14 protein-coding genes are annotated in these 12,916 nt (G+C 65.0%); 3 read left to right on the top strand and 11 right to left on the bottom strand.

The genetic code is table 11. From position 1 onward, the window contains the following. Positions 1 to 103 precede the first annotated feature (103 nt). From P6U24_RS22100 to P6U24_RS22110, 3 genes are all read right to left on the bottom strand, one after another. Positions 104 to 811 (bottom strand): DnaJ domain-containing protein, encoded by a 708-nt coding sequence (locus P6U24_RS22100; RefSeq protein WP_407154613.1) that lies wholly within the window; start codon positions 809 to 811, stop codon positions 104 to 106. Between the two features lie 164 nt (positions 812 to 975). Continuing rightward, entirely contained in the window at positions 976 to 1,875 is a 900-nt protein-coding gene (locus P6U24_RS22105) for an alpha/beta fold hydrolase (protein WP_407154614.1), read from the bottom strand. 326 nt (positions 1,876 to 2,201) lie between these two features. Then, entirely contained in the window at positions 2,202 to 3,125 is a 924-nt protein-coding gene (locus P6U24_RS22110; RefSeq protein ID WP_407154615.1) for a division plane positioning ATPase MipZ, read from the bottom strand. A 261-nt stretch (positions 3,126 to 3,386) separates the two neighbouring features. Between P6U24_RS22110 and panC the strand changes: the two genes are divergently transcribed. Further along, the gene (gene panC / locus P6U24_RS22115) at positions 3,387 to 4,250 is read left to right on the top strand and encodes a pantoate--beta-alanine ligase (RefSeq protein WP_407154616.1); all 864 of its coding nucleotides are present in this window, start codon (positions 3,387 to 3,389) and stop codon (positions 4,248 to 4,250) included. Positions 4,251 to 4,272: 22 nt separating this feature from the next. Here the strand turns inward: panC and P6U24_RS22120 are convergent, their stop codons facing one another. The 8 genes from P6U24_RS22120 to mgtE all read right to left on the bottom strand — a co-directional run bounded on the left by P6U24_RS22120 (position 4,273) and on the right by mgtE (position 10,587). Continuing rightward, on the bottom strand, positions 4,273 to 4,713 hold the full coding sequence (locus tag P6U24_RS22120) for a DUF1489 family protein (protein ID WP_407154617.1): 441 nt from the start codon (positions 4,711 to 4,713) through the stop codon (positions 4,273 to 4,275). A 16-nt stretch (positions 4,714 to 4,729) separates the two neighbouring features. Beyond that, the gene (locus tag P6U24_RS22125; RefSeq protein ID WP_407154618.1) at positions 4,730 to 5,701 is read right to left on the bottom strand and encodes a hypothetical protein; all 972 of its coding nucleotides are present in this window, start codon (positions 5,699 to 5,701) and stop codon (positions 4,730 to 4,732) included. A gap of 353 nt (positions 5,702 to 6,054) precedes the next feature. Beyond that, entirely contained in the window at positions 6,055 to 6,246 is a 192-nt protein-coding gene (locus tag P6U24_RS22130; protein WP_407154619.1) for a hypothetical protein, read from the bottom strand. Positions 6,247 to 6,506: 260 nt separating this feature from the next. Continuing rightward, positions 6,507 to 6,875: a YidB family protein gene (locus P6U24_RS22135; RefSeq protein ID WP_407154620.1), complete on the bottom strand. Its 369-nt coding sequence runs from the start codon at positions 6,873 to 6,875 to the stop codon at positions 6,507 to 6,509. Between the two features lie 113 nt (positions 6,876 to 6,988). Beyond that, positions 6,989 to 7,648: a glutathione S-transferase family protein gene (locus P6U24_RS22140; RefSeq protein ID WP_407154621.1), complete on the bottom strand. Its 660-nt coding sequence runs from the start codon at positions 7,646 to 7,648 to the stop codon at positions 6,989 to 6,991. Between the two features lie 66 nt (positions 7,649 to 7,714). Then, positions 7,715 to 8,536 (bottom strand): hypothetical protein, encoded by an 822-nt coding sequence (locus tag P6U24_RS22145; protein WP_407154622.1) that lies wholly within the window; start codon positions 8,534 to 8,536, stop codon positions 7,715 to 7,717. A 249-nt stretch (positions 8,537 to 8,785) separates the two neighbouring features. Further along, a complete protein-coding gene (locus P6U24_RS22150; RefSeq protein ID WP_407154623.1) occupies positions 8,786 to 9,085 on the bottom strand; it encodes a helix-turn-helix domain-containing protein in 300 nt (99 codons plus the stop codon). Between the two features lie 80 nt (positions 9,086 to 9,165). After that, the gene (gene mgtE, locus P6U24_RS22155) at positions 9,166 to 10,587 is read right to left on the bottom strand and encodes a magnesium transporter (RefSeq protein ID WP_407154624.1); all 1,422 of its coding nucleotides are present in this window, start codon (positions 10,585 to 10,587) and stop codon (positions 9,166 to 9,168) included. Positions 10,588 to 10,694: 107 nt separating this feature from the next. On the opposite strand from mgtE, the gene P6U24_RS22160 reads away from it, so the two are divergent. Continuing rightward, positions 10,695 to 11,534, top strand: a complete 840-nt coding sequence (locus tag P6U24_RS22160; RefSeq protein ID WP_407154625.1) for a polysaccharide deacetylase family protein — start codon at positions 10,695 to 10,697, stop codon at positions 11,532 to 11,534. 163 nt (positions 11,535 to 11,697) lie between these two features. Next, positions 11,698 to 12,879, top strand: coding sequence for a polysaccharide deacetylase family protein (locus P6U24_RS22165; RefSeq protein WP_407154626.1), 1,182 nt, complete (start codon positions 11,698 to 11,700; stop codon positions 12,877 to 12,879). The last annotated feature ends 37 nt before the right edge of the window (positions 12,880 to 12,916 follow it).

Genomic DNA, 12,916 nt, shown 5'->3' on the forward strand with positions numbered 1-12,916 from the left:
ATGAGGATCGATCACGCCGGACAACGGCGGGCCGCGGGCGTCGGCAGAGCGAAGACGACGACAGCAGCTTTCGGTCTTGTGGCGTTGCGTGGCGTTGCCGGAGTCAGCCGTGATGCGTGCGAAGCAGAGTATCCTTGGCCTCGTTTACCCGGGCGGCGAGGTACGTCGACCCCCCTTGGTCGGGATGCAGTTTCTTCATGAGCGCACGGTGGGCGCGTCCAATTTCGTCGCGCCCCGCGCCCGGCTGCAGGCCAAGGATCTGATAGGCCTCCTCTTCCGTCATTTTGGTGCTCGCCGCCGCGCGGCGCTGCCGCCCTGCCGCGTCTCGCTGCGCGTGCTGACGCCAAGCGGGAAGCCGGCGGTCCAGATAGTTTTCAAGTAACACCGCGCTGCCGCTATCGAGATAGGAGATCATCTCCGCGAGCTGCGGCACCTCGAATTCGTCGAGCGAGCGGCCGGCATAGGGGCCGGCGATGAAGCGCCCGGAAAGCCGGCCAGTGTCGCGATCCTCCTCCAGCTCGACCAACCGCGACCGCGCACCTCCAGAACCCATCCTCCCGCCGAACAGGCCGCCGAGACCGAGGCGATCAAGGCCGCCGGGCGACCAGCCGAGCAGCCCTGCTCCGAATAAGCCAAGTGGAATCGCCACCGCGAGCTCGCCCCTGATGCCGGTGAAGGCGGCGATCGCCAGGCAAGCGACACCGCCAGCTTTCCTGCCCATCCGCGCCAACAGAGCGGGACTGGCGGTGCGCAGCGTTTGCAGCAGCAGATAAAGAGTGATGACGGCAACAAGGCCCGCGATCAGGGTCATTGGCCGACTATAGAGCGGCAGGGAAACACCCGGCAACCATCCGGCAGTGCAGCCACGCTGCGCTCAGCAATGGTCGCAGGCTCACGCTGCGGCAACGTTGCGAAACCGATGGCTCTCGTGGATCGGCCGCCTTTTGTGAGGCGGGGCCTCTTCAGTAGGTCAGCTCAATGCGTCAGCGCCTTGTCGGGGGTCTTGGCCGGGTCGGCCTGCTTGCCGGTCGGCACGAACGGCGGCACCGGACCGGGATCAGTCAGCGGCGAGGCCGTCTTGACCGGCGCAACATCGCTCGAACTGTCGGCGTCGGCCAGGAACTTGTCGAGCATGGCCTGGATCGACGATTTCGCATCATCAGGGCCAGTGTCGCGCATGTCGTTGTGCTGGAAGTTGGTCTGCACCACGGTGATGCCGGTCTTTTCACAGATGTCAGCACTCGGGATCACGCCAGGGTCGGTCTTGAACTGCGGGTCCTTCGAGCGGAACGACAGAATCTTGAACTTGCCGTCGGTAACGAACGGCACCCGCAGATTGTCCAGGGTCACGACCTTGCGGACCTCGTCCGGATACTGCTTGGCGAAGTACATCGTGATATCGCCGCCCATCGAGTGCCCGACCACGGTCAGATGGTCGTAATCGGCGTTCGGCTGCGCATTGCGCATCTGTTCGACGGCGAATTTGATGTTGGCGACGCCGCGCTGGATCTGCGCCAGCCGCCCGACATAGAGCTCGCCAACCTTGGTGACCATGGGCGCGTCGGTCGGCAGGTCATGCTGAATGCTGATGGCCATATAGCCACGGGCGGCAAAGACGTTGGCCAGAAACGAGTATTCGGTGAACTTGACGGTATTGCCGTGGTTGAGGATCGCCACCGGCAGCTTGATCATGCCGGCCTCGGCCTGCATCTCCTTGTCACGGCGAACCGCAACGTCGACCTCCACGAGACGGTTGTCGCGGGAGGCGTCATGGAAGCGCAATGTCTCGTGCCGAATGGCCCATTTGCTCGCGGTCACATAGCCGACCGCAGCCAGAATTCCGACAGAAACCAGAACGGTAATTCCACGCTTCATGTTCGTCCCTCGGGGTCTGCAACCCAAAGTCGCCCGCAACCTGTAAGACTCTCGTGGCCTGTTGTGTTTAATATATGTCACGGCGCTGTGACAGGAAGGCTAAAAGTTGTGTCTTGCCCGCCTTATCGTTGTGCGCCGCACCTAGTTGCTGTGCAGCAATCAGGTGAATCTCCTGCCGGTCCCCGCAGTCGTGGGCCTTCTTCTGCGACCCGACCTCTCAATGTCGGGTTCAAAACCGCGGTAAAATTGCAGTAAAATCAGCTACTAAAATAAATCCGGGGAGCGCCGAGCCGCTGCCTCCCTGGCCGAGTTCCCTGGAACCTGGCTCAGGCGCTGATGATGTCGTGGAACTCGAGCGGCTTGTCGACCTGGGCGAACCATTCGGCACGGTTGGCGGCGCGGCGGCGCCCCCGCTCGTCCAGCGGCAGCTTGAGCTGCCGCAGCAGGCTCGTGACTTCCTCCCGCGCCGTGACATGGCCGAGATTGGGGCGCGTGCCGAGCGTCGCCTCGTCGATGTCGTCGAGGGCGGTCAGGCCACGCGGAAAGAACTCGCGATAGACCACCCGCTCGGCAAAGCCGTCGATCGCGCGGAAGCCGAGCCGCAGCGATAGTTCCTTCAATCCATCGGCGACGAGCTGCTTGTTGCGCGAGCCCAGCATCGACAGGCGGTTGCGGACGACGATCCAATCGGAGGTGGCGCCGTCGACCTGCCGGCGCTTGCGCCTGACGTCGCGCACCATCTCGGCATAATGACTCTCGCCGGTGACTGCGTAGGTGGCGGGATCGACCGTACCGAGCACGTCGAAGTCGAGAAAGCTGTCGTTGATCGGCGTCACCAGCGTGTCGGCCATCGAGTGCGCGAGCCGCATCAGGTAGCTGTCGTTGCCCGGCGTATCGATCACGATGAAATCGAAGGCGTGCTCGACCGCGGCCACCGCCTCCATGAACTGCTGGAACTCGGCGCTCTCGTTATCCGCGATCTGCATCGTCTGGCTGAGCTTGATGCAGTAATGGGTCGGCAGCTCGAGCCTGAGGCCGGTCCGCCGCGCCCAGGCGCTGCGGTTGGTAATGTAGCGGGTGAAGCTCTGCTGGCGGCAGTCGAGATCGATGGTGGCGACACGCTGCCCGGCCTTCAGCAGGGCGACCGCGATATGCAGCGCGGTGGTCGACTTGCCGGAACCACCCTTCTCATTACCGAGCACCACGACGTGGGCTGAACCCGATTGCCCTTGGCTAGCCTGCACCAGCATATCCGATCCCTTGCGACATCTTCGAGTCACGCCCGCCTGCGGTCAAGTTAAATGCAAGATCATGAGCCGCGAGGTGACGCGCCGGCCGCTGGCGCGTGACGCGCGAACTAACACGCTGCCGGACGAACTTGAATCCGGCAGCGGGAGCATAGTTAGTTCGCCTGCGCTTGGCGGCGTGTCGTCATCCTTGATAAGGTCGGGCTCATAGCCGTCAAGATAGAACGCGCAAAACAGCATTTTCTCCCTGCAGACAGAGCAAAAATGTCACGAACTCCAGTGATCGCCCGCAACGTGCCCGCGCTTCGTCGTGCGCTTGACGGCTTGCGCGCGAAAAATGCTGTTGTCGCGCTGGTCCCGACCATGGGTGCACTCCACGACGGGCACATGTCGCTCGTTCGCCAGGCGAAGCGGCGCGCCGACAAGGTTGTCGTCTCGATCTTCGTCAACCCGACTCAGTTCGCACCGTCAGAGGATTTCGGCGCCTACCCGCGCACGTGGAACGAGGATGTGGCGAAGCTCGCGGCGGAGAGCGTTGACCTGGTCTGGCATCCCGACACCAAGGCGATGTATCCTTCGGGCTTCGCGACGCGCATCGTGCCGGAGGGCGCGGCCGTTGTCGGGCTGGAAGACCGCTTCCGTCCGCACTTCTTCGGCGGCGTCGCCACCGTGGTTGCCAAGCTGTTCACGCAATGCCGGCCCGATATCGCGATCTTCGGGGAAAAGGATTTCCAGCAGCTCCGCGTCGTGGCGCAGATGGTGCGGGACCTGGATCTTGGTGTCCGGGTGATCGGCGCACGCACGGTGCGCGAGCGCGATGGCCTCGCGCGGTCCTCGCGCAACGTGTATCTCTCGGAAGAGGAGCGCCGTGTGGCGCCTGTGCTCTATCGGACTCTCAAGGAGGTCGCGGCGCGGCTGCGCGCCGGCGGCAAGGCGGAGGCGGCGGTCGCCGGCGGCGCCAAGATCATCACCACGGCCGGCTTCGAGCTCGATTATCTCGAGCTGCGCCATGCCGAGACGCTGGCGCCGGTCACCTCGGCAAAAGGCAGCGGCAAGGACGCACCCAAGCGCCTCCTGGTTGCTGCGAGGCTCGGAAAGACCCGGCTGATCGACAATATCGCAGTTTAGGGGAGCAGGCTCGTTGCGCCGGCTACAAGAGTCCGAGGTCGCGCAACTCGCGACGCAGCGGTTCTGGCATGGCGGCGACGCCGCTGGCGCTGGTCTTGCCGAGATCAGCGGGCGCCTCCTCGGTCTTGAGATAGCGCCAGCCCTGGAACGGGCGCATCGGCCGCGGCGACACGGCGATTACCTTCGGCTGCATGACCAGGCGGCACCGTCCGATGCCGTCGCGGTCGCGGAACGGCTCGATCGCGATGATCTTCTCGCGGGCGGCAATCTCGCCGCGAATCACCCAATAGAGCGAGCCGCCGGCGAGGATGTCATCGACCCGCTTCGGCGTCATCCGCGTGACATGGACGTGGTGCTGCGGCAGGCCCTTCTTCTTGGCCGTCAGCATCCGCTCGGCGATCCATTCCTTGAGCTCTTTGACGGACTCGCAGCCGACCGCAAGCTTGATCAGATGAAGCGGCATGGTCTCGCAGACTTACTCATTGCTCACTGGCAGGCGGCGGCTCGGCCGCCTCGGGCGCAGCCGGCGCCGTGGTTGCCGGAGCTTTCGGCTTTGGCGGCGCCGGCTTCTTGGCTGGCGCCTGGGCGTGGCTTGCGGCAACGGCGGCTGGTGGACGCACGGCAGGCGCTGGTGTTCCGGCCGCCGCCGGTGATGCCAGCGAGCGCGTCGCGGATGCGGTTGGTTCCGGGGTCATGATGCTGACGGGCGGCGTCGAAGCAGCACTCGGGAATTCGGCGTTGGTCGGCTTGCCGGTGGGCACGTTCGGCGCGATACCGGCCAGAACGCCGGTGGCGGGCTGCGCCGGCGCCGGCGGCGCGTTCCACTGTGCGGCGTAGCGCGTCACCAGCCCCTCATAGGTGCGCCCTTCCATGTTGTTGACCAGTTGCTGGCGATCGGCCACCGAGCGGAACGCGACGCAATCCGATGGCGTACAGTGGTCACGTGCCAGCAGCACGTAGGCCATCAGCCCATAGCGGTCGTGCTCCACGGCGCGCCGCAGCGCCAGCAGATCCGGCGTCATCGATTTGTTGGCGGTGGCGACATCGCCCGCCGCGGTCAAACGGGTGATCATGGCAGCCGCATAGCTCACCGCGGCGGCTGTCGACTCCGCCGAGCCGTACAGGCTTTTCTCGCAGTTCTGCAGGACGAGGTCGCCGGCGAGATCGTCGATGCAGGCAAGCGCCGGCGAAGCCGGTGACGGCATGGCCCGGGCATTGCCGCCTTCGGAGCGGGATGAGGAATCGGGCTCGCGCGACGTTGACGCCACCGCGATGCCGACTGCCAGCAGCGTGATCACCGTCAGCGCGCCATTGGCAACCGATCGTTCCGCCCGCATCAGCGTGATCAGCGTGATGATCGCGAAGAACCCTGCAGCCGCGAGCGTCAGCCACATCGGCGAGGCCGGCGAGCTCCAGAGTTGATCAATTGATGTGGGCCAGGAGAAGTTCATGGCAGGTTCACACGTTCATCGCGATGGTTCCTCGCGCACGCGAGCGTTCCCGGGCAGGGCATTGGGTCGCCATCGGCGGATCGAATATAGGCCGATTCCAAACCGTCGGCGCGCACAGACGACGGCAGCGGTCCCGCTATCCCCATCGAACAGCTGGAACCTGCGGGCGAGGTTCACGCCGTCCCCTCCGCAATCGGCGCTGCAGCGTGCCGTCACCGCCCGTCGTGCAGTTACACGGATTACCACGCGACCCGCCACACAGGCCCTCGGCCGCAAGTCCATTCAATCCACGCCGCGCATCAGAGGCAAATGCTTTTTCGAGACCGCAAGCGAGGCGCTGCGCAGGCCGGAATTCAGGACTGCGCGAGCTGGCTTTCCTTGGCGACGCGCTCGAACGCTTCGGTCGAGCTCTTGATCCGATACTGGTAATCGTCGCCTTCGGTCGGAAGTTGACGGATGATCTCGTAGGTACCGGTGGCGGCCGGACGCGAGACATTGCTCGCGGTGAAGGTGACGGTCGCTCCGACAGGGAATTTGTGCTTCAACGCCCTCTCCTGCTAGTCGAACGCCAGCGCTGGGCTCCATGGTCCCGCCGCCCAGGCCGGCTCTTTATATCTATGGCCTTTATAGCATGCGCAGGCGCGGCAATGCCAGCGATTGACAGCATGGCAAATGCGCGATTTTGCAGAATTTTCAGCAGGATGGCCCGAATTAAGCGGCGGTTCCCCAATCCCAGCGCTCAAGCGTGCGCCGACCTCCCTCTTGAGGGCGAGTCCGAGCGAGTGTCATGAGCCGGAGCCCTGCCTCAAGCGGCGGGCGGCAGCTTCCCGTCCGGGCTGGCGTGGTCGACGGCCTGCGGCAATTGCTGGGCCAGCACCTCCGAGAGCTGGTCGATCGGCACGTTGAAGCGCGCTGCCAGCTGCTTGACAACGTCACTGCCGAGCGCCGCACGGAGCTGATCGGCCGTGATCGGCAGGTTCTGGCCATTGCCGATCCAGGACTTCACTTGGGCGCCGAGCCCGGCCTGCTCCAACTTGGCGACGATGGTGTTGAGGCCGCCCTGACCACCCTGCCCCAGCACCTCGTTGAGCACGACCGGAAGCACGGCCGCCTCGAGCTGACCGAGAGCGCCCCTGATGGCCGGTGAGTTTTCCAGTGAATCGAAAATTCCCATGTGCTCATCCTCCATCCTGATCCCGCAACCGAACAGAGACGGCTTTTGGCACGGACCGTCAAGCCGCGCGGCTTGCGCGACGGCTTCATAATCGCGTCACTGCGCGCGGCTTCCTAGATGTCCTCGAGCCGCGCGATCACCAGGGTCTCGGCCAGCCCGTCACGCGTCCACTCGGCAAAGGCAGGCATCACCCACATCGTATCCATATAGGCCCTGGTCTGCGGCGAAACCTCGATCGCATAGGTGTGGAAGCGGTGCACGACGGGCGCGAACATCGCATCAGCAGCGCTGAAGGCGCCGAACAGGAACGGCCCCCGCGTGCCGTAACGGCTGCGACAATCGGCCCAGATCTCCTCGATACGCGCGATATTGGCCTTGACCTCGTCGGACAGCGCGATCGCACGCACCGGCCGGTGCAGATTCATGCCGCAGGCATTTCGCAGCGGCACGAAGCCCGAATGCATCTCGGCCGAGATCGCGCGTGCATGCGCGCGCATCGCAACGTCCTTGGGCCACAAGCCCGCTTCCGGGAAGCGCTCGGCCAGATATTCGATGATCGCGAGCGAGTCCCACACGGTGATATCGCCGTCGATCAGGATCGGCACCTTGCCCGCGGGCGAGAAGCTCAGGATGCGCGCCTTGTCGGCCGGATCATCGGTGTAGATCGGCGTGAAGATTTCCTCGAACGCGATGTTGCAGCCGCGCATCGCCAGCCACGGCCGCATCGACCATGACGAATAGTTCTTGTTGCCAATCACCAGCTTCAACGTCATTCCCAATCCATTTCCTTGCGCTGCGATCCGAACCGTTCTGCGACCTGTCGCATTCCAAATCATACTCTAATTGGCAAAATCCTGCGGAGTGAACGACAGCTCCAGCACCCGCCACTCCCGATAGCGATCGGGCGGCAGCATCGAATAGGGCTGGCACGCCGCCAGCGCCGTGACAGCGGCCTGCTTCAGATGGAGGGCCTTCAGCGGGCTGACCACTTCGATGACGTCGGGCTCGGCCGCGAGCCGTCCGTCCGGACTCATGATCACCCGCAGCTTCACCCGCACATTGTCGGCGGACGAGATCGACGCCGGCAGCCGCGAGCAGGTCCGCAAGTGGCCGCGGAACTTGGCGACGAGATCGGTCGCCAGACTGCTCGTCGCAGTCGACCCCGCGTCCTTGTCATCGTCGTGATTGTCCGCGGACCTTGCCAGCGGCGGCAGTGCCTCCGGCAGGCCGAGCATCACGCCGTATCTGACGGTGAGATCGGGCTGCGCCGGAATGTAGCTCTGTGCCCGCGGCGGCTCCGGTGCGGCCAACGGCGGCTGAGCTTGCGGCGAGGGTTGTGATTGGGGTTGAGGCTGCGGCGCCGCCTTGGCCTGCGGCTTCGGGGTCTCGCGGGGGGTGGGCTGAGCCTGAGGCTGCGGCGATGGCTGGGGCTGCGGCTCAGGCTGAGCAGCCGCCTGCTGGGACGGCGCTGACTGCGGCGATGGCGAGGCAGCCGGATTGGGCAATGTCAGGTCTGGCGAAGGCGTCGGTGCTGGCTCGGGCGCCTTCTCCGGCTCTTCGGTCACGACGTCGACGGGAATCGGGTCGGGAGCAACCAGGTCGTAGGTCCGTACATTGGTGGAGAGCACGATGGTGCCCGCCAGAAGGATATGCGCGAGCATCGACGCCGCGATTCCCCACCCTATGAACTGCCATCGTTCCATGCTGCTTCATCAATGCCCACGCGCAAGCACCATCCATGCGGCGCTGTCGCATGGCGGTCGCTGGCAGGCCTCATCGAGCGCGAGACTCGCGCTCTATCGCACGCCCATCCCCTGCCATAGCATAGCGGGACGGACCAGGGCCTCAATCCCATTTCGGCGCGAAGGCGAAATCGGTCATCCGCCGCCAATGGACGCGCGGATTCGCGCTTAAGCCTTGGCCAAGGCGGCGAACACCGCATCCGGCGCATGCGCGATCACCGTGAGCAGCGCCCGTGCCGGGCCGCGTGGCATGCGCTTGCCCTGTTCCCAGTTCCTGATGGTCTCGACGGGAACGCCAAGCTTGGCGGCGAACTCCTGCTGCGTCAGATGGGCGCGGCGACGGAGATCACGCACCCCGACCGGACCTGAAGGCGCAGAGGCGTCGGGGGCGATCGGCGCCAGCGGCACCTCCTGCCCATCGCGCAGCTCCACGATCCGTCCATCCGCCTTCAGCCGCAAGCGCTGCATGATTCTGCTCCATCCTGGAGGCAGTCTCGCGCAGTCGCGTTAAGGGCCGATTAACGATACAAGTCTTTCAAACGATGCGGCTATTTCAATCCGAACCACAGCGTCGCGATGCCGAGGAAGGAGAAGAATCCGACCACATCGGTCACCGTCGTGACGAAAGTTCCCGAGGCCACCGCGGGGTCGGCCCTCACTCGCTCCAGCACCATCGGAATCAGGATGCCGCCGAGCGCGCCGGCGACCAGGTTGGAGATGATGGCGAGTCCGATCACGATGCCGAGCCCTGGAGTCTTGAACCAGGCCACCGCGGCGACGCCGGTGATCAGCGCGAACGCCACGCCGTTGACGAGACCGACCAGAAGCTCGCGCATGACGACGCGCAAGGCGTTGCTCGATCCAAGCTCGCGCGTGGCCAGCGCGCGCACCGCGACCGTCATGGTCTGGGTTGCGGCATTGCCGCCCTGGCTGGCGACGATCGGCGCCAGCACCGCGAGCGCGACCATCTGCTCAAGCTGGCCTTCGAACAGGCCGAGCACGGAGGACGCCAGGAACGCCGTGGCAAGATTGATCAGGAGCCAGTTGAAGCGGCCCTTGGCGATGGTCCAGACGCTGTCCGACAGCTCTTCGTCGCTGGAGACGCCGCCCAGCGCCTTGAAGTCCTCGTCGGCCTCCTCCTCGATGACGTCGACGACGTCGTCGATGGTGATGACGCCGACCAGGCGATTGTCAGCGTCGACCACGGGTGCTGCGACCAGATTGTACTTACCGAACATCCGCGCGACCTCGGCGAGGTCGTCGGTGACGGAGACGCGGCGCCGGTCCTCGTCGATCAGGTCGCCGAGCGGCACCGGACGTCGCGCGCGCAGCAGCGCGTCGAGCGAAACCGCGCCCTGCCAGTGCCGCGTGCCGTCGACGGCGTAGATCTCGTAGAAGCGCTCCGGCAAGTCCGGCGTCTCGCGCATGTAGTCGATCGCCTGACCGACGGTCCATTCCGGGGGCACGGCGATGAACTCGCTCTGCATGCGCCGGCCGGCCGAGCCTTCCGGATAGTCCAGGCTGCGTTCGAGCACGTCGCGCTCGGATGGCGGCAGGTGCTCGAGGATCTCTTCCTGGTCTTCCGGATGCAGCCCTTCGAGCAGCTCGACGGCGTCATCGGATTCGAGTTCGCGGACCCCTTCTGCGACCGTCTCGGGCTCGAGCTCCTCGAGGATCTCCTCGCGGACGGCGTCGTCGACCTCGTTGAGTGCGGAAAAGTCGAAGTCGGTTCCCGTCAGCTCGACCAGGCGGACGCGATCCTCCGGCGCAAGCGCCGCGATCAGGTCGCCGAGATCGGCCTCGTGCAGTTCGGCGACCTCCGCGCGCAGGAACGTCTCGTCCTCGGCTGCGATGGCAGCGGTGATGGTCTCGATGAATTCGGGCCGGATCTCGCCATCATCCGTGCGCATCGACGAATGATCGAGTACCGCTGCGCCCTCGCCATGGGCTACGTCCAATTGCTCCTCCATGACGTGCCCCACGAGTTTGACAGATTGACTTGAATGGGCCTGATTTCCGCTTTCTCAGGACCCGATCCCGCATTACCTAATCGGCAACACCGGACGCAACGAGAAAGATGCGCAACGACCTGCAGATCGGACGATGGGTAAACGCAGCGAGCTTTGTGCTCGCGCTCGCGCTGTCTCACGGCACAAGCGCGGCCCCCGCGCCGTGTCCGCGTGAGGGCACGCTCGGCACCTCACGCGTCCTTAGCGTGGATCCCAAGATCTTTCCGCGCGTAGGCTTGAAAAGCTTTCCCGACACCCTGCCACTGCGGGATCACGAGATCGTGCTCACGTTCGACGACGGTCCCTCGCCGCCAATGACCAACAAGGTGCTCGACACGCTCGCTGCGGAATGTGTTCGCGCCACTTTCTTCCTGGTCGGCAAGCCGGCGCTAGGGCGCGCGGCGCTGGTCAAACGCATCGCCGCCGAGGGCCACACCATCGGCTATCACACTTATACCCACGCCAACCTTGCCCACATCGCACCCGAGGCGGCGGTGCAGGAGATCGACCGCGGCATCGCCGGCGTCGAGACGGCGCTGCACGGCGTCTCGACCACGACGCCCTCGACGCCGTTCTTCCGCTTCCCCTATTTCGATTCGACCCCGGCTGAGCTTGACCTCTTGCAGTCCCGCGGCATCGCCGTGTTCGGGGCGGATTTCTGGGCCAGCGATTGGGAACGGATGTCGCCGGAGCAGGAGCTGAAGCTCGTGATCAGCCGCCTCGAAGAGATCCGAAAAGGCATCCTGCTGCTGCACGACCCGCAACCGCGGACGGTGAAGATGCTGCCGGCCTTTCTGCGGTATCTCAGGGACAACGACTATCATATCGTGCATATCGTTCCGGGGTCGGCCGCGCAATCGGCGCAGAGCCCGGAGCCGGTACCGCATGACGAGGGATTGAAGGATTAATCCGCCGTTCATCGCGGCTTGGCTAAGGTCGGCAGGCTCGGAATGCAACAGCTTGCAATTGCGCAACAGCTGTCCGGAAAGCTGCCTTGCCACCGATCGCCTATCGCGACCGGTACCTCTATCCTTGCTATGACGATGCCACTTTAGAGATTTGGGCGATGCAATGCGTGGTGATCGGTGCTGGAGCGTGGAGAAGCGTAGCTGGATTGCGTTGCTGCTCGGCGTAGCCACCGGCCTCGCAGCGACCACCGCCCGCGCCGCCGATTGTCCCGGCCATCCCGACGCGCTCGGCACCTCGCGCGTGCTCGTCGTCGATCCCCGCGAGCATCCGCGGATCGGCGCCATGCAGTACAAGGAAACGCTGCCGCTGCATGATCACGAGGTGGTGCTCACCTTCGACGACGGCCCGCTGCCGAAATACAGCAACCAGGTGCTGCAGATCCTCGCCGACCAGTGCGTGAAAGCCACCTTCTTCACGATCGGTCATCAGGCTCAGGCCAATCCGGAGGGCGTGCGCAAGCTCGCTGCGGCCGGTCACACCATCGGCACGCATAGCCAGACCCATCCGCTGACCTTTAACAAGATGACGCTGGAACAGGCGCGGCCCGAGGTCGACCAGGGCATCGCCTCGGTGAAGGCAGCGCTCGGCAACAATGCGTCGGCGCTGTCACCGTTCTTCCGCGTGCCCGGACTGCTCCGGGCCGAGGCCGTCGAGGGCTATGTCGGGTCGCTCGGCGTGCAGATGTGGAGCGCCGATTTTCTCGCCGACGACTGGCGCAACATCTCGTCCGCGAAAGTGTATGAGCTTGCCATCAAGCGGCTCGAGGCGCGGCACAAGGGCATCCTGCTCCTGCACGACATCCACGAGCGCACGGTGCTGGCGCTGCCGAAGATCCTGCATGAACTGAAGGCGCGCGGCTACCGCATCGTCCAGGTGGTGCCGGCCACTGCCAATCGGCCAGCGACGCCGACCGAGCCGCAGGACTGGCTGGTGCACCGTCCCTCCGACAACGTGCCAGTCGCGCAATGGCCTGATATCCCCAGCTTCGACTTCACCGGCGCGACCACGCACCTGAGCCTGACGTCCACCGATGTCAGCCTGCTGTCATCAGGGCCAACCACCACGCGCCGCGCCGCGCGCGAGACGGCATGGCCGCCGGTGACGAGCCCGGCCTCGCGGCAGACCGCGGCCGCATTGCCGGTGCCAGCAGCCGATCTGTTCGAGATCCAGGCTCCGATACCGAGACTACTTGCCAGGCATGACGCGCTTCCGGCACAACCTCTGAGGCGAGCAGCGAAGGCGGCCCGGCGCCCCGTTCGCGTCGCCAGTCTCAGGAAGCGCTGAGCGATCATCGTAGGATGCGCATCGCTGCAGCGATACC

Source organism: Bradyrhizobium sp. STM 3557 (genome assembly GCF_045571465.1).
Taxonomy (GTDB): Bacteria; Pseudomonadota; Alphaproteobacteria; order Rhizobiales; family Xanthobacteraceae; genus Bradyrhizobium.